Annotated in this window: 25 protein-coding genes; 10 read left to right on the plus strand and 15 right to left on the minus strand. The window is 64.3% G+C overall.

Going from position 1 to position 21,167, the window contains the following annotated elements:
- Positions 1-71 precede the first annotated feature (71 nt).
- Both mscL and AB0305_RS06850 read left to right on the plus strand, forming a co-directional pair.
- The gene (mscL, locus tag AB0305_RS06845; RefSeq protein ID WP_364138939.1) at positions 72-479 is read left to right on the plus strand and encodes a large conductance mechanosensitive channel protein MscL; all 408 of its coding nucleotides are present in this window, start codon (positions 72-74) and stop codon (positions 477-479) included.
- A gap of 180 nt (positions 480-659) precedes the next feature.
- Positions 660-881: a hypothetical protein gene (locus AB0305_RS06850; protein ID WP_364138940.1), complete on the plus strand. Its 222-nt coding sequence runs from the start codon at positions 660-662 to the stop codon at positions 879-881.
- A gap of 220 nt (positions 882-1,101) precedes the next feature.
- On the opposite strand, the gene AB0305_RS06855 is transcribed toward AB0305_RS06850, so the two are convergent.
- From AB0305_RS06855 to mobC, 3 genes are read right to left on the minus strand one after another with little or no spacing between them, the layout of a single operon-like run.
- Positions 1,102-2,082, minus strand: a complete 981-nt coding sequence (locus AB0305_RS06855; protein ID WP_364138942.1) for a hypothetical protein — start codon at positions 2,080-2,082, stop codon at positions 1,102-1,104.
- A 32-nt stretch (positions 2,083-2,114) separates the two neighbouring features.
- Positions 2,115-3,755 (minus strand): relaxase/mobilization nuclease domain-containing protein, encoded by a 1,641-nt coding sequence (locus AB0305_RS06860; RefSeq protein ID WP_364138944.1) that lies wholly within the window; start codon positions 3,753-3,755, stop codon positions 2,115-2,117.
- Positions 3,752-4,150 carry a plasmid mobilization relaxosome protein MobC gene (gene mobC / locus AB0305_RS06865; RefSeq protein WP_011689583.1) on the minus strand — a complete coding sequence of 133 codons (399 nt, stop codon included), beginning with the start codon at positions 4,148-4,150 and terminating at the stop codon, positions 3,752-3,754. The genes AB0305_RS06860 and mobC overlap by 4 nt, the downstream gene beginning before the upstream one ends.
- Before the next feature lie 247 nt (positions 4,151-4,397).
- Between mobC and AB0305_RS06870 the strand changes: the two genes are divergently transcribed.
- Positions 4,398-4,706 carry a hypothetical protein gene (locus AB0305_RS06870; protein ID WP_364138945.1) on the plus strand — a complete coding sequence of 103 codons (309 nt, stop codon included), beginning with the start codon at positions 4,398-4,400 and terminating at the stop codon, positions 4,704-4,706.
- Between the two features lie 338 nt (positions 4,707-5,044).
- Here the strand turns inward: AB0305_RS06870 and AB0305_RS06875 are convergent, their stop codons facing one another.
- From AB0305_RS06875 to AB0305_RS06895, 5 genes are all read right to left on the minus strand, one after another.
- Positions 5,045-5,305, minus strand: a complete 261-nt coding sequence (locus tag AB0305_RS06875; RefSeq protein ID WP_364139000.1) for a helix-turn-helix domain-containing protein — start codon at positions 5,303-5,305, stop codon at positions 5,045-5,047.
- Between the two features lie 32 nt (positions 5,306-5,337).
- Positions 5,338-5,601 carry a hypothetical protein gene (locus AB0305_RS06880; protein WP_364138946.1) on the minus strand — a complete coding sequence of 88 codons (264 nt, stop codon included), beginning with the start codon at positions 5,599-5,601 and terminating at the stop codon, positions 5,338-5,340.
- The gene (locus AB0305_RS06885) at positions 5,591-6,046 is read right to left on the minus strand and encodes a hypothetical protein (RefSeq protein WP_364138948.1); all 456 of its coding nucleotides are present in this window, start codon (positions 6,044-6,046) and stop codon (positions 5,591-5,593) included. The genes AB0305_RS06880 and AB0305_RS06885 overlap by 11 nt, the downstream gene beginning before the upstream one ends.
- 70 nt (positions 6,047-6,116) lie before the next feature.
- On the minus strand, positions 6,117-6,650 hold the full coding sequence (ssb, locus tag AB0305_RS06890; protein WP_364138949.1) for a single-stranded DNA-binding protein: 534 nt from the start codon (positions 6,648-6,650) through the stop codon (positions 6,117-6,119).
- Positions 6,651-6,675: 25 nt separating this feature from the next.
- The gene (locus AB0305_RS06895) at positions 6,676-6,942 is read right to left on the minus strand and encodes a glutaredoxin family protein (RefSeq protein ID WP_011689577.1); all 267 of its coding nucleotides are present in this window, start codon (positions 6,940-6,942) and stop codon (positions 6,676-6,678) included.
- A gap of 433 nt (positions 6,943-7,375) precedes the next feature.
- Here AB0305_RS06895 and AB0305_RS06900 point away from each other — a divergent pair, with 433 nt between their 5' ends.
- On the plus strand, positions 7,376-7,603 hold the full coding sequence (locus AB0305_RS06900) for a DUF2188 domain-containing protein (RefSeq protein ID WP_364138951.1): 228 nt from the start codon (positions 7,376-7,378) through the stop codon (positions 7,601-7,603).
- 309 nt (positions 7,604-7,912) lie between these two features.
- Here AB0305_RS06900 and AB0305_RS06905 read toward each other — a convergent pair whose 3' ends face one another.
- The 3 genes from AB0305_RS06905 to AB0305_RS06915 form a co-directional block, all read right to left on the minus strand.
- On the minus strand, positions 7,913-8,371 hold the full coding sequence (locus AB0305_RS06905) for an SRPBCC family protein (protein WP_364138953.1): 459 nt from the start codon (positions 8,369-8,371) through the stop codon (positions 7,913-7,915).
- Positions 8,372-8,429: 58 nt separating this feature from the next.
- Complete coding sequence (locus AB0305_RS06910) at positions 8,430-8,876, minus strand: SRPBCC family protein (RefSeq protein WP_364138955.1); 447 nt, start codon at positions 8,874-8,876, stop codon at positions 8,430-8,432.
- Positions 8,877-8,983: 107 nt separating this feature from the next.
- Positions 8,984-9,370 (minus strand): MerR family DNA-binding protein, encoded by a 387-nt coding sequence (locus AB0305_RS06915; RefSeq protein ID WP_364138956.1) that lies wholly within the window; start codon positions 9,368-9,370, stop codon positions 8,984-8,986.
- 143 nt (positions 9,371-9,513) lie between these two features.
- Between AB0305_RS06915 and merA the strand changes: the two genes are divergently transcribed.
- The 4 genes from merA to AB0305_RS06935 all read left to right on the plus strand — a co-directional run bounded on the left by merA (position 9,514) and on the right by AB0305_RS06935 (position 15,140).
- Complete coding sequence (merA, locus tag AB0305_RS06920) at positions 9,514-10,941, plus strand: mercury(II) reductase (protein ID WP_364138957.1); 1,428 nt, start codon at positions 9,514-9,516, stop codon at positions 10,939-10,941.
- A gap of 177 nt (positions 10,942-11,118) precedes the next feature.
- On the plus strand, positions 11,119-11,691 hold the full coding sequence (locus tag AB0305_RS06925) for a carboxymuconolactone decarboxylase family protein (protein WP_364138959.1): 573 nt from the start codon (positions 11,119-11,121) through the stop codon (positions 11,689-11,691).
- 11 nt (positions 11,692-11,702) lie between these two features.
- Positions 11,703-12,386 (plus strand): haloacid dehalogenase type II, encoded by a 684-nt coding sequence (locus AB0305_RS06930; RefSeq protein WP_364138961.1) that lies wholly within the window; start codon positions 11,703-11,705, stop codon positions 12,384-12,386.
- Positions 12,387-12,527: 141 nt separating this feature from the next.
- The gene (locus AB0305_RS06935; RefSeq protein ID WP_364138963.1) at positions 12,528-15,140 is read left to right on the plus strand and encodes an AMP-binding protein; all 2,613 of its coding nucleotides are present in this window, start codon (positions 12,528-12,530) and stop codon (positions 15,138-15,140) included.
- 211 nt (positions 15,141-15,351) lie between these two features.
- On the opposite strand, the gene AB0305_RS06940 is transcribed toward AB0305_RS06935, so the two are convergent.
- The 4 genes from AB0305_RS06940 to AB0305_RS06955 form a co-directional block, all read right to left on the minus strand.
- The gene (locus tag AB0305_RS06940) at positions 15,352-15,690 is read right to left on the minus strand and encodes a hypothetical protein (RefSeq protein ID WP_364138965.1); all 339 of its coding nucleotides are present in this window, start codon (positions 15,688-15,690) and stop codon (positions 15,352-15,354) included.
- Positions 15,691-15,739: 49 nt separating this feature from the next.
- Entirely contained in the window at positions 15,740-16,720 is a 981-nt protein-coding gene (locus AB0305_RS06945) for a TIGR03086 family metal-binding protein (protein WP_364138967.1), read from the minus strand.
- The gene (locus AB0305_RS06950) at positions 16,707-17,087 is read right to left on the minus strand and encodes a metalloregulator ArsR/SmtB family transcription factor (RefSeq protein WP_364138969.1); all 381 of its coding nucleotides are present in this window, start codon (positions 17,085-17,087) and stop codon (positions 16,707-16,709) included. Before AB0305_RS06950 ends, AB0305_RS06945 begins: the two co-directional genes overlap by 14 nt.
- A gap of 550 nt (positions 17,088-17,637) precedes the next feature.
- The gene (locus AB0305_RS06955) at positions 17,638-18,210 is read right to left on the minus strand and encodes a polysaccharide deacetylase family protein (protein ID WP_364138971.1); all 573 of its coding nucleotides are present in this window, start codon (positions 18,208-18,210) and stop codon (positions 17,638-17,640) included.
- Between the two features lie 815 nt (positions 18,211-19,025).
- Here AB0305_RS06955 and AB0305_RS06960 point away from each other — a divergent pair.
- Both AB0305_RS06960 and AB0305_RS06965 read left to right on the plus strand, forming a co-directional pair.
- Positions 19,026-19,802, plus strand: coding sequence for an EfeM/EfeO family lipoprotein (locus AB0305_RS06960; protein WP_364138973.1), 777 nt, complete (start codon positions 19,026-19,028; stop codon positions 19,800-19,802).
- Between the two features lie 8 nt (positions 19,803-19,810).
- On the plus strand, positions 19,811-21,127 hold the full coding sequence (locus tag AB0305_RS06965) for a Dyp-type peroxidase (RefSeq protein WP_364138975.1): 1,317 nt from the start codon (positions 19,811-19,813) through the stop codon (positions 21,125-21,127).
- Positions 21,128-21,167 lie beyond the last annotated feature (40 nt).

Consider the following 21,167-nt stretch of genomic DNA (forward strand, 5'->3'; position numbering starts at 1 on the left):
CAGTCTAAACGTTTATTGAAAATGTTGTGGCGTGGGCTGTAATGACGCCCCGTTGGGTGTACTTTGACCCCATGCTGACAGGATTCAAGAATTTCATTATGAAGGGCAACGTCGTTGACCTTGCCGTCGCTGTTGTGATTGGTGCCGCCTTCGGCGGTGTGGTCACCGCTCTAGTCCAAAGCGTTCTCATGCCGTTCATCGCGGCTCTGGTCGGATCTCCGAACTTTGATAGCTTCGCCGTCGTGACCCTCAACGGAAACGACATCAAGTTCGGTGTCCTGCTCACCGCGATCGTTAACTTCGTGCTTGTGGCCGCAGCCATTTACTTCGTTATCGTCGCGCCCATGAACCACATGATCGAGCGCCGCAACCGGCGTCTCGGTATCAACCCGGACGTTAAGGAGGAAGCTGCCGAGGACCCCCAAATTGCCCTGCTCACGGAAATCCGCGATTCCCTACGGCAAGACCGCAGGTCCTAAGCAAAACGGGACCAAAACCCCGCTGTCGGACCCACACGGGGATCAAAGGTTCTGCAGGCTCACGATCTACTGCCCGACACTGCGATAGCGTTCTCTCAGCGCCCTAAGAATGAGTCTTGGCGCGCCTACGGTCGCACGTTGGCTGTGCTTGTTTTCCGTCATCGATGAAAGGACATTGAAGTGGCTGTTTCGATTGAATTGGGCAAGGCATTGGACAAGGCCTACGAGAACTCCACTCTGGAAGAGGTCTTGTCGGCTCCGCCCTCGGCACTTGCCGGCCTGACCGAAAAGCACGACGAACTGCTTGCCGGTATGGGCATCAAAACCATCCGCGATCTGGGAAGCAACAAATACTTCGCTACAGCCGGTGTACTGGTCGCGCTCTCCGGCAAGGTCGGCTGACCCGTCAGGAAGACCGCCCCAGCAAAGAGCGGAATTTGCCTGCTACCCGTTGACCCACTCTCCGGCGGGACGTAATTTGAAGGGGATCGCCCGGCTCAACCACTGGGCATCACCTCCTGAGCCGCCCCGCGCATGACGCCAGCCCCCTGGCTAGCGCGGGGCGGTTCCTCGTGTCGGCTGAGTTCTCACAGCCCGCGCACAGGACAGCTGAGGCGGTCGCCTATCTGGTGATACCGCCTCTGGTTCTTTCTGCACCGAGGCCTGCCCCGTTTCGGGTCTTTCGGGCCTTGATGGCCCCCTTGCCCGTCACCGCTGCGCTTGGGTGCGTGCCCCCGCTGCGGGCTGCCACTAGCCGGCCTCGTATCTGGGTTTCGCTCGCCCCAGTGCTCTCCAGGGAGTCCGCGAACTTTCCCAAGTGCTGAGCTGATCCGTATCCGACGGCCGACGCGCTTTCTGCCTTCAGCCCCTGGAACTGGTCGACGTCTGGGCCGTTAATTCCGTCTCTCCCGATGAGGTAGAGACGTTCCTTCACAGTGGCGTCTGCGGCTTCTACCGCTGCGGGGGTTTTGGCTGCGTGGGCGGTCTGCAGGGCGGCCGAGAGTTCGGGGGTGGCAAGGTATTCGACGGGGACCTGGTGGCGTTCCATTTCCGGGGCGAGCACAGCGGCTTGGGCGCGGAGGTCTTCGATACTGGCTGCGGCGAGGAGGCTCATGGCCTTCTCGTGCTCGGCGGCGGCAGCCCGGGCTTCTTCCTGGCTGCGCGCAAGAGCGTCCTGCCGCGTGCTGTCGGTAGCGGCGCTCTGAAGCCCGACCTCGAGGGAAGCGGCGTTCATTGCGACGTCGCTGGTGTCAATGCCGTACCGGTTGAGAACTTCCTCCCGGATCTTCTCCGCGGCCGCCAAGGCCGCGGGGTCGTGGTTCTTCCACGCCTCGGCCGTTGTGTAAGCCGTGGCGATGTCCCGTGGCTGGGCTTTGTCCCACCATTGGTCTTTTTTGACCGGGGCAAGGGCTGCGCGTGCTGCGCTGCGCTCGGCTGTGAGCCGGGCGTTCGCCTCATAGGCCGCCTGCGTGGCGGCGTGTTCTTCCCGACGCTGGGATTCCTGCCGGCGGCGGGCCAGCGTTTCGGCAATGCGGGAGCCGATCATCAGCGACTGACGCAGGCCGCCGTCCACAAGGTCATCCATTCCGTCCGAGTCACTCATCGGCTTCCCCTTTGCACTAGTGGTGTTCGTCCCTATCGGTCCTGGCCCGGCCCGGTGTCGCGTCGGCTGGGCTGGAAAGTCTTCGCCGGCGTCGCCGGCGTCGGTGTCTGAGGCACTGCCGATCCTGGGCGGATCGGCGCCACTCCGCGCCGGGCAATGTCAACGGCCCTGGCCGGCGCGGCAGCACCGGTCACGGCTTGCTGCTCGGCGCCTACCAGGACCGGTTTCGGCATGGTGGCGGTGAACGGTGCCAGCTGCTGTTCCACTACTGCCCGGATGCGCTGGGCCTCACGGATTCGGCCGGACTGCTGATGCATTTCGTAAACCGCAAACGCGGTGTTGATCAGCTGGACCATAAGGGCTGTCTGCGCCGCAGACTTGTTCTTGCTGGACGCTGCCATGAACAACATGGCAGTGCCCGCAATGGAGGGCAGAGCGACCGGCTTGCCGTGCTGGCGCGGCGACCGGAGCTGGGCCGTGCGGGACAGTTCCGCGGCGGTGGCGGCGAGCGGTCCGGGCGTTGTTTCGAGCCGGTGGGACCATGCTGCGAAGGCACCGGAGACGTCCCGTGCTGCTTTCGCCCAGGTCGCGTGATCGTCGCGGGGAATGGACCGCAACTGGTCTGCCAGGGCGGTCGCGTTCCGGGTGTATTCGACCCACAACTGTTCCGGCGGGGTTCCGTTTTCGGGACCGGTTTTGGAGACGGTGCGGCGGTTGCGGGCCGCGGCGTTCCACTCTGCTGCAGCAGCGGTAGCGAGCTGAGGTGAGTCCATCCAGTTCTCACGCAGGGCGCCGAGCTTGAGGTCCGAGGCGAGGGTGCCGCCGCCGAACCAGATGGGCCGTTGTCCGGGCTTGGGTCGTTCGGCCACGGAGTAGCCGACGATGACGTCTGTGGTGTTCTTTGCGTAGCGCGGGCGCACGAGCAGCCCGGTGTCGCGGGCCCGGCGGACAAACTCATCTTCGGTCGCTGAGGCGCTTGCACTGGCGCGTACCTTTCGTGCCAGGGAGGCACGGTGCATCTCGCGTTCGTCGCGGACAGCGGTGGCCTTCTCGGCGCGGTCGTAGCCGCGGGTGGCGTGAACGCTGGAGAGCTGTTCGAGCCCGTACTTGACCTCCAGCTCACGGCAGGTCTGCTGTGCCTTCTTGTAGTCGCCGTGGGTCGATGCTTTGGTGCCGTCTTCGCGGATCAGGGACACGGCCAGGTGGATGTGGTGGTTGCCGTTCTCGCTTGTGCCGTGGTTGATCGCCGCCCACCGGCACTGTGCCTTGCCGCTGGCTTCGGTGAAGCCCATGGCGTCCACGAAGTCGTTGGCAATGTCACCCCACTGCTGGTCGGTCAGCGAGCCTTCTTCGGCGCGCAAGCTCAGGGAGCAGTGCCACACGCTGGCGTCCTTGTAGCCGACGTGAATGCGTTCCTTCTTGGACGCATCCCACTGCATGTCTTTGATCTGGACGGACACTCCGTACGCCTTGCGGGGCTGGTCCAGGTGCTTCGCAATGGCCAGGGCGTCGTCGCGGTCCAGGACGCCGTCGTCGTACCACGCCATGATCGCGGCGTCGCCGGCGACCAGGTGCGGATCGGTGTGTGCGTTCTTCGTCTTGTTCTCATCGGTCGACGCGAGGTAGACCATGAGGCCGCTCATCCGGGAGCCGCGGGTGATGTTCGGGATCATCCCTGCATCAGCCCTTCAATGGTCCGGTCGATACGCATCGCTACGGACCGGATGTGCTTCAGCGCTTCCCGCGCTTCGGCCGGGAATTCGCTGGTGGCGTTGGCCTGGCGGGCGAGCTGGTTGATGTTGTTCGACGAACGAGCCAAGAGATTGTGCAGGGACATCAGTTCGGCAATGGCGGCTCGCCGCTCCACCGTCGTTTCCTGCGCGTCAGAAAGCGCGGAACTGATCAGCAGATTCGGGACAGTCACCTTGTCCCGAGCGGCGCGGGCAACCAGAGCCGCTTCCTCTTCGGCAGTGACCCACAGGTCACGGCGCTTCTTCGTCCCAGCGGGCGAATTCTCGCGGCGGCGGCGCGACAGATTGAAACGGCGGGGAGCTTGCTCATCCGACATTCAATCCATCCCTTTCCTGACCCAGCGCAGCGACCCAGAAACCGGGGACCACACTGACAAGTGTGCCGCACTCGACCGCCAGTGTCGAGCGCGTCAAGCCACTTACACCCGTGTAAGTGTATAGCTTGCTCCGCAGGACTGGCTTTTCGCTCTTCGGTTACCGCTAGCGGTGGTGACCATCGCACCGTCGCTGTTCCGGGTGCAGTAACTCCGGCCTAGTGTCGGGCCCACGCGTTAGGCTGGGTGCATGGCAACCATCGACATTGAACAGACACGCAACCAGGCCAAAGCACTTCTTGACTCCCGTATCGAGTCCGTCACGGACCTGGTCAAGACGCGGCAACGGATCGCTGACCTCCGCGAGCAACTTGCCGAGGCAGAACGCGAAGACAAGCGGGCCTACGTACGTGCCACGAAGGACGGCTGGAGCCCGGAGGAACTGAAGAAGCTGGGCCTGGAATCCGCCGCTGCCGGTCGCCGACGCAAGAACGCCACACGCACCACAGCGGCGGCCTCCGATGCCGCCTCCGGCGGCGAAGCCAGCGACGAACAGTAGCGTTCCCCTCGCCCACCTGGGCACGGCAAAAGCCCAACCGCTCCGCTGCTTTTCCCGCACACAGGGGGACGACGGGACCCACCTGAGCGGCTGCACACAACCGCCGGGGAACCACATCCCGTCGGCGCGCCACAGGGACCGGCGGCCGTGCACAGCCTTGACCGCTTGTGCTCGCCTCCGGCAGAGTTTCCCATGGTCCAAGAGGGGCGCTACCGTCCGGCGGCCGTGCGCCCTGCTGGGTCTTTTCCAGCCTTAGACGCAGCGGTCAAAAAGGGCCTCAACGCAGTGAAGGCCGGCACCTTGAGGGTGCCGGCCTTCGTCTGTTTTGAGTGCCTTGGTCAGTCGTCTTCGGTGACGTGATCTTGGGGAATCTGTCCAGCGGCGATGCGCTCCGCGGTCTTTGCGAATGCGCCTTCGATGTAGGCGGCAAGATCACTTTCCCGGACCCTCCAAATCCCGCGTCCACCAAATTGGCCTGCAGGAAGTTGCCCGCTGCGGACCAGGGCGTAGACCAGGCTGCTCTTGACGTTCAGGATCTCCTGGACTTGTTCCAGGGTTAGCATTTTTGACAGGCCAGGCTCGACCTGGGGCGCGGGCATGTTGTTCACGTCATCAGTCCATTGACCCATGGTTACTCGTCCTCGTTCCTGTGCCGTAGCTCGTCCCTTGTGCGCTGCCCTCTGCGCAGCGATCCCGGCGGAACGGGGTCCCATTTCATGCCCTGGTGGTGTTTGCGCTGAAGGCGTTTCACTTCCCGCATCGTGGCCCTCACGATGAAGTCGGACACGCTCGCATCGCCCTCGGCCCCTCCGGCGGCTAGGAACGCAGCACGGACCTGGCCCGCCTCGTCCTCGCTGAAGTACGGGGTGAACGCAGCGGTCTTCCTAGACGGCACGAAGGCTCCGCGGCCACGCGTGCAGGGTGTCCAGATAGCCGGGGTGCAGGGTCGGGATGCCATCCTCGCTGAACCGAATATCGGAGTGCTGGTGGCTGCCGCCGGCGTGAGCGAACGCGGCCAGCACGAGGTCCAGCTGCTTCCGGTCCAGCCCCGGCAGGGTATCGCCAAGGACCACAGGAATGTCGGCGCCGAGGGACGCTGCGAGCTGCAGGAACCGGCTCTCCCCGCCCGAGTACGCTCCGGACTTGGCATCCTCGCCGAGAGCTTCGAAGTCGATCCAGGCGTTCTCTTTGCAGCCTTCAGGAGACGTGCCGGCGGCGTGCACCCACGGGTAGCCGATGGCAGCGAAGCGGCCCTCGAATGCACGCAGCAGAAGCTCCGTTGCGGCCTCGAGAGTGTGGGAGCCTTTGGCCCAGGCGCGGAGGTCATCTTCGTGCGTCATGATCTTCCTTCGGTTGGATGTCATTGTGGCGGTTTGGTGCAGCGTACCTGCAGGCTCGGACCGCGGTTCGTTAGTCGGCATGGAGGCCGGCAGCGGAAGGTGCGATGCGCCCCTCCGGGTTGGCGGTCAGCCCGAACCAAAGCTCGTCGTCGGCATAGGCCCGGCTGCTCAGGACGAAGTGGTCGGCCGGGTGGATGTCCTCGTGCTGGCGGTCATCTTCAGCGGCGTCAGTGTCGGCCTTCGGAGACCGCTGCACGGTCGCTGTCGCGTAGCGCAGCGAAGCACCGATTTCCTCGACGTCGAACTCGATCACTCTCCGCTCCTCCCCCGCCTTGGTGGTGTAGCTGCGCGGCTTCAGTACCCCGGTGGCGATGACTCGTGTTCCTTTGGCCAGGGACGCTGCGGCATTCTCTGCCGCGCCTCTCCAGATGCTTGCCCGCAGGTACAGGGTTTCCCCGTCCACCCAGGCGCCGCGGGTCTGGTCGAACGTCCTGGGTGTGGAAGCGATGGTGAAGTTGGCAACGGCCGTGCCGGCGTCGGTGAACCGCAGCTCGGGATCCGCGGTGAGGTTTCCGGTGACGGTGGCGCCGGTTTCTCCTGACATAAGAGCCCTTCCCTGCCTTCCCGGTTCAGGCTTCGGTGCCGTGGGATTCGATGGCGATGATCTGTTCGATGCCGCCCGGGTTCAACCCTGACCAGTGGTTCTCCGTGCCGTCCTTGTCGTAGACGACGACGGGAACCTGGGAGTAGCCGAGCTCTTCGGTGATGTACTCGAAAGCGGCCTGGTTGGTCGTGACGTCGACCTCCCGGAAGGGTACGCCGGCCTCGGTGAATTTCTGCTTGGTCTTGGTGCAGCCAAAGCATCCGGCGGGCTTGGTGTAGATGGTCAGGGTCATTGTTCAGTCCTCGGTTTCGTATCACTTCAGTTAGGTTCGTCTGCTTCTCCAGCTACCTCCATTCTACCGCGCATTCATGTGAATGAAAACGGCTTTTCCCTTTGTTCTAGGGGTTTTCTACCAGCAAGGGTGAGGGCGGCAACTGTGGAGTGCTTGCCCTGGTTGCATTCTCGTCCCTGCCGACGACAACTCCCCCACCGGAATGGGCCGGACCCGGGCGCTGAAGTCTTGGACCATGGGAAAGGTATCCGGCGCGCCGGGCGGCGCATGGGCTTGAAAACTAAGCATGCTTGTTACTAGGTTGGTGTCAGCTTCTCCGACCATCCCCCATTGAGACGGGGAAGCCATGGAAACGCCCCGCGGTCCCCCAGTGCTGCGGGGCTTTTCGCTATCCAAAGTCAGGGAGCAGGACCGAACGGCAAAGGAGTGTGCAATGGCTCAGGGAGACATTGAGACGTACTACGAGGGTGACCAGTGGAAGAACAAGCGCGAGGGTACTGATCGGGCTTTCGGGGCCGGCTACAGCACCAAAGAGGATGCGGTAGCGGTTGGCCGGGACGCGGCCCGGGTCGACAAGGTAGAGCACATCATCAAAAACCAGGACGGCGTGATCTCCGAGAAGAACAGCTACGGCAACGATCCAAGGAACGTTCCGGGCTAAGCCAAGGAGTTGCCCCCAGGGCAGCGACGGACAGGAGGGAGGGGCCGATGGATGGCCCCTCCCTTTACCGTTCGAAGCCGCTGTTGCGGGTGTGGTCATGGGTAAATCTGGAGGGACCGGACGAGGCCGGGTGTGCTTGTGGCGGCCTTCCGCCGCCTGGTGACGCCGGGAATCTGGCCGCTTGAAGACGGCGCATCCGTGCGACGTCCGGGGCTACCTCCTGCTCCGCAGCCTGGGCACCTTGTTCCGGAGCTGGCTTGGAACGCTGCTGTGGCGGTACGGTTGACGCGCCCCCCCGCTCCCAAGCAGCTAGCCCGCCGCCCCTACTCCCGGCACGTTCTGCTCCAGAACCTCTTTGAGAGCGCTCAGCTGAGCCACCTCGCTGCGCATGGTCCGGGCGATCATTGGTCCGGCCAGTTTCATCAGGCCTTTAGGCTGGAGCTCAAGGCTGAAACTCACCTCCGTTGCCGCGGCCACCGGGGTGAGGCGGTATTCACCGGATGGCCGCGCGGGACCAGCGACTACTTGAAAGCACAACCGGTTATATGGTTCTGCGACGGTGATTTCATAGTCACCGTCGACGGGCTGGCCACCCGGACCCGCGAGTTTCTGGGCATACACCGCCCCGAAAGCACCGGCAACGCCGCTCTTCAGGCTGATCTCCTTTACGCCGGAGCGCCAGAGGGGGTTGTTGAGGCCGTCGGCAAGGAAGGCGTAGACCTCTTCCGGGGAGCGGTCGATGATGATTTGATTCGCTGCGTGAACCATAAACTTCCTTCCTAGAGGCATAAGCCCACATCAGGCGCGGCGGGCCGTCGCCTCGACCTTACGTTGAAGGAAGAGACTTTTCGAGGATTCGCTTGAGTGCCGCCAGATCCTTGCGCATGGCGCGCCGCATCAGGGGTGCCATGAAGACACCGCCGAGTGCCGAGAAACCTGTCGGCACTCCGGTGTTCTGCAACCACATTCGCGTCGACCCGTTTTCCTCCGACCATGAATAGGTCGTCCGCATGGGAAACGGTCCGTTGCTGGACTGCATGACAAGCGTCCTGTCCGGATCGAATTGAACGACCTCGTAGACGTAGTCGAGGTTTCGTCCCAAAAATCGGGCAGTGAAAGCGACACGGGAGCCCACGGCGAGCGGTTTGGGCGTATGCCACGTGGCCCGGTGGATGTTTGCATACCAGGCGGGAGCGTTATCCGGATCTGCCGCGAATGCGGCGACGTCTCTCCGCGGAGCGTGAATGAGGATGCTCGTACTGACGTTAACCATGATGAATACTCCGTCGCGTGGTGTCAGCGGATGCCGCGGAGCGGACCGGTGAACGCTATCAGATGACCCGCGGAGATGCGGGCCCATCAACCAACGTTAGCCACTGGTTAGAGGTAGCTGCATATCTGCTTGGCGTCGCAGCTTTCCGGGCCGGCTTCTGCGGCCTTGAGCTGGTCGGCGAGGGTCGTTCGGAGAGCCCGGAGCTCCGAGATTTGGGCGTTGACGGCCTCGAGCTGGTCCGCGAGCCGGTCGCGGACTTGGGAGCAGGGCCGTGTCCCGGCATCGTGCACGGCCAAGAGGGCTCCGGCCTGGTCCAGGCTCAGGCCAGCGGCCCGGGAGCGGCGGATGAACGTCGCCCGTTGGACTGCCCATTCGGGGTAGTCGCGGTATCCGGCCGAGGTTCTCCCGATGGCGGGGAGGAGGCCTGCGTCCTCATAGAAGCGTAGGGTCTTGGCGGTCGTGCCGGCTGCGGCCGCGGCCTCTGATATGCGCATCGTGTGCTCCCGTCCTTCCCGAGATGGGTCCTGAGTGGTCTAACCGGCGGCGGCCCTCCGGTATGCCCGTACTTGACCTTCCAGTGGCTGGAAGGCGCAGAATCGGTGTCGAAACAGCGGTGACACAACGGGAGGGGTCGAGGGTGCACGTCGAGGAGTATGACCTGGTTGTCGTCGGGTCGGGGAGCGCGGGTTTCGCTGCGGCGATCCGGGCCACGGGCCTGGGACTGCGGGTCGCGATGGTCGAAGCAGGGACGATTGGCGGAACCTGTGTAAACACTGGATGCGTGCCGTCCAAGGCCCTTCTGGCTGCGGCGGCCGCGCGGCACTCTGGCGCGGACGCGGGACGTTTCCCGGGGCTGGTTCCCGCAAATGTGGATCTCGACGTGGCCGGCCTCATGGCCGGCAAGGATGCTCTGGTCGGCTGGATGCGCCAGCAGAAGTACCTGGACCTGGCCGATGACTACGGCTGGGACATCCACCGCGGGACCGCGGTGTTCGCCGGAACGGCCGACGAACCGGTGCTCGAGGTGACCGGCAACACCGGGGGAAGTGTGGTGCTCCGGGGACGGCATTACCTGGTCGCGACCGGTTCAGCGCCGTGGGTGCCGACCCTGCCCGGGCTCGAAGAGGCGGGCTACCTGACGTCCCAGACCGCAATGGAGCTCAAGGAGGTACCCGAGTCGCTGCTGGTCATCGGCGGAGGGTACGTCGCCGTGGAGCAGGCCCAGCTGTTCGCCCGTCTCGGTTCCCGGGTCACGGTGCTGGCACGCTCGCGGCTGCTCTCCGGCGAGGAACCCGAGGTCTCCGGTGCCCTGTCCGCTGTTTTCCAAGAGGAAGGCATTTCCGTCGTCCAGGGTGTTGTTCCCACCGGTGTGCGTACCGAGAGGGGCAGCTTCATTCTCACGGTCCGTGCCGGCACTGCGAATCAGGAGTACCGGGCCGAACGCGTCCTGATGGCCACCGGCCGCCGCCCGAGAACGTCCGGGCTGGGCCTGGCCGGGGTCGGTGTGGCTACCGGACCAGGCGGCGAAGTCCTGGTCGATTCCCGGTTGCGGAGCGCGAACCCGCGCATCTGGGCGGCCGGCGACGTCACAGGCCAGCGGGCGTTCGTCAATGTCGCCGCAGCCCACGGGGCCCTTGTGGTGGATAACGCTTTCACCCCTGCCCGTCGGGAAGCCGATGACTCCCAAGTGCCCCGGGTAGCGTTCACCAGTCCCGCGGTCGGGGCGGTGGGGCTTACAGAACGAGAAGCCGCGGACGCGGGACACAGGTGCCAGTGCCGGGTGTTGCCGCTGGAGTTCGTACCGAGGGCGCTGGTGAACCGGGACACCCGTGGATTCATCAAGATCGTCGCCGAAACAGGCACCGGGCGGATCCTGGGCATCACAGCGGTCGCCCAGGACGCCGGCGAACTCGCCGCCGCGGGGGTCCACCTCATCGCCGCGCCCACCACAATCCATGAGGTCGCCTCCCGATGGGCACCGTACCTCACGATGGCCGAAGGGCTGAAGATCGCCGCCCAGTCCTTCACCGCCGACGTCTCCCGGCTCTCCTGCTGCGCGGTATGAATCCGGCCCGACGCGGGTACCCGCCCGCCGGATGTTTAAGTGCGCACGCCCTAACAACACGTTACGTCGGAAGGTCGATCTGAGGATCGCCCGAGAGCCCACGTGAACAGAAACGCCGCAGCACGGCGCCGCAGGAACCTCGTTGAATGCATGCAAGGAAATGAAAAGGAGACACCTATGCCCCGTATCCCAGTCCACACCCTCGAGACCGTCCCCGAAGCCTCCCGCGAACACGCCGAACGCCTCACGACGAAAATGGGCCGGTTCATGAACATCCACGCCGGAATGGCCCACTCACCTGTAGTCATCGCCACCTACCAGGGCATGCAGAAAGCGTTGGCCGACAATGGCACCTTCGACGCACGCACCCGCGAGGCGATCGCCCTGGCCGTGGGCAACCAGAACGGCTGCGACTACTGCCAGGGCGCCCACACTGTATCGGCCCGCAGGGCCGGGTTCGACGACGTCCAGATACTCGCGCTCCGGGCAGGAGAAGTCGACTTCGATGACCGTCTCGCAGCCCTGACAGAGGTCACCCGGGCCGCCGCAGCCGACACCGGCAACGTTCCCGACCCCCTGTGGCAAGCCGCCCTGAACGCCGGCTGGACCGACACCGAGCTTGCCGAGGCTTTCGCCCACATCGCAGTGAACCTGTTTACAAACTACTTCAACCACTACGCCCACACCGAGCTCGACGTCCCCCCAGCCGAACCACTCACAGCCCGACTCCACCAGACGCACAGCACATAGGAGGCCCAAACATGGCCAAAATGCCGGAAGTGATCGTCTTCGACGTCAACGAAACCCTCTCCGACATGTCCCCGATGGGCAGCCGGTTCGCCGACGCGGGCGCCCCGGAAGCATTGGCGAAGCAGTGGTTCGCTACGCTGCTGCGCGAGGGCTTCGCCCTGGCCGCGGCTGGCGATGCAGCCCCGTTCGGTCAGATCGGCGCCGAAGTCCTCGCGGGGCTCCTGGAGGACGCAGGCGTGCCCGACCCGGCGGGCACTGCCCGGCACCTCGCCGGATCCGTCGCCGAGCTTCCCCTGCACCCGGACGTCTCCGACGGGGTGCGGGCTCTCCGAGCGGCAGGACGCCGGCTTGTAACCCTCACCAACGGCTCGGCGCAGGTCGCAACGAGGCTTCTGAACGCTGCCGGGATCCGCGGCGCGTTCGAGGCGGTGCTCTCCGTCGAGGACGCACCTGCCTGGAAGCCGAACCCCTCGTCCTATCGGCATGCCGCCCAGCACTGCGAGGCGAAGGAAGAGGACATGATGCTGGTAGCCGTCCACCCCTGGGACATCCACGGCGCCACCCGAGCCGGCTTACGGACTGCCTGGGTCAACCGCAGCGGTGTCATCTACCCTTCCTACTATGAGCCCCCGGAACTGACGGTCACGTCCCTGACCCACCTTGCCGCCGAACTATCAGCCGGGCGTGACCGGTAAGCCAACTAACAGCCGAGCGCGGAAGCGAGGCATATGTGCCCCGCCGCAATGCATCCTGCGCAGTTGCGGACGCACCGAAATTACACAAGACTTTCGTTTCGTAATTTCATTTAGGGGAGCCTAAGCTAATATCATCTATCGGTGATCACACAGCTTGACTTCGAGACGGTTCCTTTCGCCGCTGCCCTGGCCATCCACGGGGAGCGGTCCGCCATTTTTACAGACACCGTGGTGATCAGCTACCGGGAGCTTGCTGAACGCGTTGGCGACCTGGCCTCCCGGCTCGGGACCGAGCGGCGCCTTGTGGCGCTGACTGCGGCCAACGATGTCGACTCGCTTGTCGCCTACCTGGCATCGATGGCGGCGGGTCACCCCCTGATCCTCCTGCCCGGTGACAAGCCCTCCGCCATGGCATCCATCATCGAGTCCTACGACCCGGACGTCCTACTCCGCAGCGGTGACGGACGCGTGGTCATGGAGGAGCGCCGGCCCGGCACGAGTCATGAACTGCACCCGGAGCTCGCTCTCCTGCTCAGCACCTCCGGCTCCACGGGCTCCCCCAAACTGGTCCGCCTCTCGCACGCCAATTTGCAGTCGAACGCGGAGTCGATTGCGGAATATCTGGGAATTTCGCCGGATGACCGTGCCGCGACGACCCTGCCGATGTCCTACTGCTACGGCTTGTCGGTGATCAACAGTCACCTGCTTCGCGGTGCCGGACTGGTCCTCACAGACCTCTCCGTGGTTGATCCGTGCTTTTGGGAGCTCTTTCGAAATCGCGGGGGGACGGCGTTCGCGGCCGTGCCGTACACCTTCGAGCTGTTGGAACGCGTGGGATTCGCGGAGATGGAACTGCCCGCACTCCGCTACGTCACCCAGGCCGGCGGCCGGTTAGCCCCGGACTCGGTCCGGCGCTTCGCTGAGATCGGACGCCGGAAGGGCTGGGATTTGTTTGTCATGTATGGCCAGACAGAGGCCACAGCCCGCATGGCGTACCTACCGCCGGATCTCGCTGCCACCGTCCCAGGCGCGGTTGGCGTTGCCGTGCCGGGCGGCTCGTTTCGAATCGACCCCGTGGCCGGCCTGGAGCACGGCGAACTGGTCTACACCGGACCCAACGTCATGCTCGGCTACGCCGAGAGCCCGGCAGACCTCGCCGCGGGCCGAACCATTACCGAACTCCGAACCGGGGATCTTGCCCGGAAGCATCCCGTAGGGGTCTACGAAGTGGTGGGACGGCTCAGCAGGTTCGTCAAGATCGTCGGCCTGCGCGTGGATTTAGGGCAGGTGGAACGCAGCCTGGCTCGAATCGGCGTACCAGCGGCCGCTGCAGGAACGGACGACGGAATCGTGGTGGCCGTCGAGGGCGACCACGACACCCGATTGTTGGGCAAGGTCCTCGCCGAGGACATGGGCCTGCCACGCGGATCGCTAAAGCTCCACACCGTTCAGCAGCTCCCGCGCCTGGGCACGGGCAAACTGGATTACCATTCGGTACTGGCACTGTCCGCGCCCGAGGGCGGCCCGGCGGAGCCGGCGCCAGCCCCTGGACTGGCTACCGCCGGCGGCGGCAGTGTGCGGGAGATTTTCCAGGACGCTCTCGAGTTGGATGACATTGCCGACGGCGACACCTTCGTCTCCCTCGGCGGGGACTCCTTGTCCTACGTCGCCGCATCCGTCCGGCTCGAGCAGGCTCTGGGCCACCTTCCGAAGGACTGGCACGTCACACCGGTCCGTGCCCTGGAAGGGTGCGCTACGAAGCCGCCGGCGTCGAAACAGCGGCGCGTCTTCGTGCCGCTTGAAACGGGTATCGTGCTGCGGGCTGTGGGCATCGTCATGATCGTCGGCACCCACATCGGCCTTTTCAAGTGGCAGGGCGCCGCCCACGTGCTCCTGGCCGTGGCCGGATACAACTTCGCCCGCTTCCAACTCTCCGGGGAACGGATGCCGCGGCTTCGCCGGCAGCTGGGCAGCGCGGCGAGAATCGTCGTGCCCAGCGTCGCGTTCATCTTCTTCGCGTATCTGGTGACCGAAAACTACAGCACCGCCAACATCCTGCTGCTGAACGCGATCATCGGACCCGAGGACGTGACCACTCAGTGGCATTTCTGGTTCGTCGAAGTCCTTGTCTACTTGCTCCTGGCCATGACCGCCCTTCTGGCCATTCCGTGGGCCGACCGGGCAGAGCGACGTTTCCCCCTGTTATTCCCTTTGGCCTTAACCGGCGTAGGCCTCCTCACCCGCTACGAGATAATTCACCCGGGCGTTCCACACACTGCCCCCGCCCTCTGGCTTTTCGCCCTCGGCTGGGCCATCGCACGGTCCCGGACGGTGGCGCACCGCTGCGTCGTGTCGGCCATCGCTTTACTGACCGTCCCGGGGTTCTTTGACGACGCGTTCCGGGAAGGAACACTCATCGGCGGCATCCTTCTGCTCATCTGGCTGCCCACCCTTTCGGTACCGAAGGTCCTACGCCGGGCCGCGGTGGTGCTGGCCGGCGCCTCGCTTTTTATCTATCTGGTTCACTGGCTGGTTTATCCGCCACTGGCTTCGATAAACCCTGTCCTCGCGGTCGTCGCCTCACTCGCCGCAGGGATTGCTTATTGGGCGCTGTGGACACGAATATCGAGTGCTCTCCGGCGGTGTGGGTCCGCCGCGTCAGCGATCATACGTTCCGCACGTAACGAGAGGATCGATGGCTCCGGGTCTTCAATCCTCCCGGTTCTTGGCAGAAAACCGGGCCGCCCGGATTGAGATGGCAACGCTGTCAGGCCAAAGGATTGCCGATCCGGCAGCGAAGGCTCTGGGTTATGTATGACGTGCGCTGCGGCAAATCACCGAGTTGGAGCATTTTCGGTGGGGTTAGCTGCGATGGCGTTACAGCCTGCTGTGTCATCGCGGAGTGTCCGCGGATGCCGTTTGGTGGCGACCGCGGACACTCATAGGGATCAGTTTTGGCGCGCTTTTACATTCCGGGGATCTGCTGGGCCTCGTGGACTTCGATCTCGCAGCCGCCCGGCATGTTCACGTGGGGGTGGACCTTGGCCAGTTCCACGGCGGCATCGAGGTTGTCGGCCTCGATGATGCTGTATCCGGCGACGTCCCGCCGGCTCGGCGTTGTGGCACCTCCCGCGGAGACCCGGACACCGTTAGCCAGGGGTGTTCCGAAGTCGATCAGGCCGTTGCCGACCTTCCCGGCCCAGGCGTTCCACTGTTCCATGACCGCTGCCATATCTTCGGGCGTGGGCGGGGCGGCCTCGGCGGGGGTCATCGGGGCGTGGTAGATGAAGACGAACTTGGACATTGTGTTCCTGCTTTCTTGGCGTGTTGTGACTGGTTGTGGGTGGAGTGCATCAGATGGCGACCGTGCGGCCGGTGAATGCGATCAGTCTGTCCAGGCTGCTGGCGGCCTCGGCGACCGGCTGGACGGCTGCGAAGCTGCCGTTGGCGCGGACTTGGTCGGATATGGTCAGCAGGGCCAAGGCCTCGACGTGGTGGGCGACCACGTCCGAGACGACGAGCACCTGGCCTGTGGCTTTCGCGAAGTCCCATGCGTGGACCAGCAGCTCGAGATTGAGGATGCCGGCGACGGCGGCGGCCGGCAGTTCCGCGAAGCCCATGTCGATGGTCCCCTCGAACCCGCGTCGGCTGAACGCTTCAAGAACAGGCTGAGCGAGTCCAGCGATTCGTGCTTCCGGTTCGGCCCCGGCATCATCGCTCACGTCGGATCCCAGTGCGCGGCCAATCTGCTGCAGTGAACCGGCCAAGTGCTCCAGCAACTCGTGCGCCGTGAAGTCTTCGCACGGAGTGGCTCTCTCACGGTCTTCCGGCGTGAGCTTGCGCAGCACCCCCAGGAGCACAGCCAGAGATGCCTCGGCCGAGCTGAGGTGATCGATGGCCTCCGGGGCGGCGGACCATTCGTCCGGGCCGGCTCCGACCGGTGAAGAACTTTCGGCGATGAGTCGGTCCAGATAGTGGTTCCAACCCTCGGAATGCGCTGCGGACTGTTCCGGGTTAAGGCCCTCGTGGACCAGCCGCAGCATAGTGCCGTCGGCGTCAGGCTCCAGGGTGATTGTCACGGTGGACGTGCCTGGGGCCAGGTCCATACCGGACTCCCACCCCCATGTGAAAACGATGCGCTTTCCCTGCTCGATTTCCCGGAAGGTCCCGGCGGCATGATGCCCGGGCGTAACTGTCCAGCGGTATTCGCCGCCGACGCGAAGGTCGACCCGTGCTGCTACGGCCTGCCAGCGGCGCAGACGCTCCGGCTCAGTGATGAGGGCGTAGGCCTCGTCGGTCCCGACGGGCAGGTGGATGCTCTTATCGAAGGTCATCAAAGGGGTCCTTTTCTGGAGGCGAAATAGCTGAAGTTCTCGTAGGGGGAGGCGACGTCTCCTGACGCTTGGCAGCGAGAGCGGCTGCATCTGCGGCCAGCAGATCCAGTTCGGAGGTCCAGAACCGCTCGACCAGGTTGCGGAGTCGGCCCATGCCCTCGGCGTCAAGCCTGTAATACCTGTTCCGTCCCTCTTTCCGCGCCGACACCAGACCGGCTTGCTCCAGCAACAGGAGGTGTTGGGACACCGCAGAGCGGCTTACGGTGAACTGGGCAGCCAGTTCCCCTACCGCCCGTTCACCGCAGACAAGCATGTGAAGCAGGCGGCGCCGATTCGGCTCCGCAGCTACCTCCAAGGCATCCAACACAAAATAACACGTTAGTGATCACTAACGTGTAACGCAAGGCAGGGTTGCTGCTCACGGCCGCCGGTATTGGTGCTCGTTGCCGCTGCTCCGGGAAGCATCGGTGTTTTCCTCTCCGCGATGATGGTCGGAGCGGTTGTCGGCCTTGCTACTCCGCAGGCTTTTGCGCATCTGGCCGATACCCCCCGTGGGACCGGATGGGCAGAACCATGGGCTCCGCTGAACCCGGGAGAGAGCTCTGTGAGGCCGGCAGCCCTCTCATCGCTGGCAGCGTTCCCACGCTGGCATGCCTGCCCCTGGGCTCGGGGGTTCCTGCTCTTCTCACCGGCGCCGCAAGCACGGCACGCCTCGACACCGTAGGACCGCACCTTCGCATCATGGCTGAGCCGGACCGTCGGGGCCACGCCGCGGACAGGCCAACATCAGGGGCTGGCAGCTCGCCCATGAGGACGCTCGCACATCACGAAGTGATTCACGGGTGGCGGACCTCCTTGGTCCCGGAATTTCCCCAATTGCCCCGCCACCCAGCTCGCCCGCAGTGCCGAAGGAATACTTACCTAACGCCCAGGAACTCTTCCAGCAGCACCACTTCCAGACCGGCGGCCAGCTGGGCGGAACGGAATGCTGCGAAATCGGCTGGGAATTCGGCCCTGAAATGCATAAGAACGATGTCCCCGGGACGCAGGGTGTTGCCGTACTGGTAGTCCATGCGCCCGGCGTTGGCCTTCGCCTCCCAGGTGATCACCGCCTTGAGGCCGGCGGCAGCGACAGCTTGACGCATGACAGTGGAATAGGCGCCCCCTGGAGGCCTGAACAAAGTCGGCGCACGACCGAACTGTTGTACCGCGAAGTTCTGCATCCCGGCGATGTCTTCGAGCTGCCGCTGGTAACCCCACTGGGTGGCCATATTTACGTTGTGGCTGACGGTGTGGTTCTCTACCAGGCTCCCCTGCTCCATGAAGGCTTTGAAGTAGCCCGGATTGTCCCGAATGGTGTTGCTCGTCAGGAACAAGCTGGCGGGGAGGTTCTTTTCCGCCAGCAGGTGGACGCTATCCGGAGACTTGACCGCTCCGTCGTCAATCGTGAGAAACACAACGGGATGCTTGGTGGGAATCCTGGTGATCACTGGAGCCAAGCCGTTCTGGATGGGCGGGAGAACGTAGTCCGGAACGAACGCTGGCCGAGGACGTTCGGGCGTCGTTGCGGGGCTCGTCACTGTCGGCGGTGCGGGCTCATTCGCGCCGGGCGCTGCGGACAGTCCGGTCGCGACCGGCTCCTCGGGAGCTGCGCACGCGCCCAGACCCGCCACCAAGGAGGCGCCAAACAGACCAAGCGCCGCCCGACGGCTAGCGGAGAATGAGCGGTCATCACACATAAGGGTCTCGAAATTCTGAAGGGACAAAGCGGCGTTCCACACAAGTATCACGCCAGGGTAAACAACGGGCGACGGGGACCGGGGGTCTTCCTGTCGAAACGTGGGGCTGAAACACGCATGTCGACACTCCTTGCATCCAAGAAGTCACGGAGAGCCTCCGGGACATTCCGCCCTCTCATAACCTTGGGGATATGAGACACCGGGGCGATGAGACACATGGATCCAGCCTTCCAGTAAGGAAATCCTCTGCCGGACTTCTCAAAGGTGGTGCAGGTACCTCTTGGCCCAGAATGATCTCAAGTCTGAGCCCGGATCGAGATCGCACCAGCGCTGCCGGGCTTGGCGATGCTCTGCCGTTCAAAGCCTCAAGACATACCTGCCGGCCAGGGTCGGCAGTCCGGCCGGGGATCTGCGGGCCAGGTCCTGCCCGGGACCCGTCGGCGCAGGAGGCACCTCGCGGCATTGACGTTGACAGCTCTCCGAATTACGCAACGTTGCTGTGCTGTTATTATTCTTAGGATTGCCTTACCTGACCTTGTTGTTCCTGACGGAGGACCCGTATGCCCGTGACCGCTCCCGCGTCTTCGCTTGATCCTGCTGCGACCATGGATCAAGCCCTTTCCTCTTATCGGGCCTATGTCGGCGAAAAGCTCCGGTTGCTTGGATCCCAGGTCATGGACATCAAGGCCTCGACCGGAAATGGTGATCAGGAGACGGCCCGCAGCCAGTGGCTGGCGGCGCAAATGACCTGGCAGGAGGTCGGGGCCGCCTATGGCAGTTTCGGAGACCTGGGTTCCGCCATCAATTCCCTGCCTTCCGGCCTTCCCCAGGGCACCTCCGATCCGGGTTTCACAGGTCTGCGCCGGGTTGAATTCGGGTTGTATCACGGGCAGGGGCCTGTTGAGCTGGTGCCGGTGCTCAGGGATCTGCAGACCAATATCGATACGCTGGAAACGAAGCTTCCAGAGCTCACGGTGGCCCCGTCGGACATGCCGCTGCGCTGCCACGAGATCCTGGAGGATTCCCTCCGGGACAACTTGAGCGGCAACACCGACCAGGGCTCGGGGATGTCCCTCGCGCTCACCGCGGCCGACGTCACCGCGACCAGGGTTGTCCTGACCCTCCTGAGCAGGCTCATCGACGCTCAGGTCCGTGGGTATACCGCGGCCATTGCCGCGGAATTGGATGCCCTTGATGCTGCCCTGAATGCCGCCAAAACGGACGGCCGCTGGCCTGACTACCGGAGCGTCCCGATCTCCGTGCGTCAGCCGATTAACGGCGCCATCGGCCGCGCCCTGGAATCCCTGGCATATATCCCTGCCATGTTCGCCACCGAAGGCTGAAAAAACCCATGAACAACAACCCTTCAGAATCCTCCAGCGCTGCCCCGGACAGTCCGGAACAACCCGGCAAGGGCACCCCGTCCCGCGTGGGCCGTCGGTCCTTCCTGATCGGGGCCGGGACAGGGACCGCCGTCGCCGCGCTGGCCGCCACCGGCATATCCGAGGCCTCCAAACACCCCGGCCCGGCCGCCCCTGCTCCGGGGGCGGCGTCCGTTGATTTCCACGGCATCACCCAGGCCGGAATCTACCGGCCGGCAGCCCAACAGGCGCAAGCGTGCTTTGCAGTTTTCCGGGTCCTGGCCAAAGACCGGGATGAATTCAAAGCACTGCTGCAGACCCTCACTGTCAAAGGCGTACGCCTGGGCTCGGGTCAGCGCGCTGACGACCCGGTCGCCTCTACCGAATTGCCCGTCGTCGGCGGGGGGCCACCCACGAACTCCGGAATCCTCGGAATGGACGTCCCGCCGGATTCTTTCACGATGACGGTCGGGCTGGCGGCAAGTATCTTCGATAATCCGGCCTACGGACTGGCCGGCAAAAAACCCAAGGGCCTGACGGAAATGAAAACCTTCCCCAACGACGCCCCGGACCCGGCCTGGGTCGGCGGAGACCTGATCCTCCAGCTCTGCGCCGACTCCACCGACATGATCCACTACGCACTGCGCGACATCACCAAAGCCACCCGCGGAGCCATGCAGCTTCAGTGGAAAATCAACGGATTCCACTCCGCCCCCAGACCCTCCGGGGCGCCCCGAAACCTCTTCGGCTACAAAGACGGCATCGTCAACCCCGCCCCCGAAGAGCCCCTGGTCTGGATCAGCAAAGACTCCGGCCAGCCCGACTGGGCAATCGGCGGGACCTTCATGGTTGTCCGCCTGATCAGAATGCTCGTGGAATTCTGGGACCGGGTCGGACTCACCGAACAAGACACCATGATCGGCCGGCACCGGGCCAGCGGCGCACCGCTCGGCGCAGAGAACGAAACCGACACCCCCGACTACGCCAACGACCCCAACGGCGAGACCATCCCCCTCAACGCCCACATCCGCCTGGCCAACCCCCGCACACCCGCCACCGATGCCTCCCGATTCCTGCGCCGCGGCTACAACTATGACCTCGGCATCGACCTCAACGGAAACATGCAGGCCGGACTGATCTTCGCCAGCTACCAACAGAACATCCAGACCCAATTCGAAGCAGCCCAGACCCGGCTCATTAACGAACCCATGACGGACTACATCCAGCCCTTCGGCGGCGGGTACTTCATCGCGCTCCCAGGCGTCAAAGACACCAACGGCTACCTCGGCCAGGGCCTGTTCACCTGACACCCTTCACAGGACACCCCAAGGACCCCACCCGCGCCAC

Source organism: Arthrobacter sp. NPDC080086, from assembly GCF_040702285.1.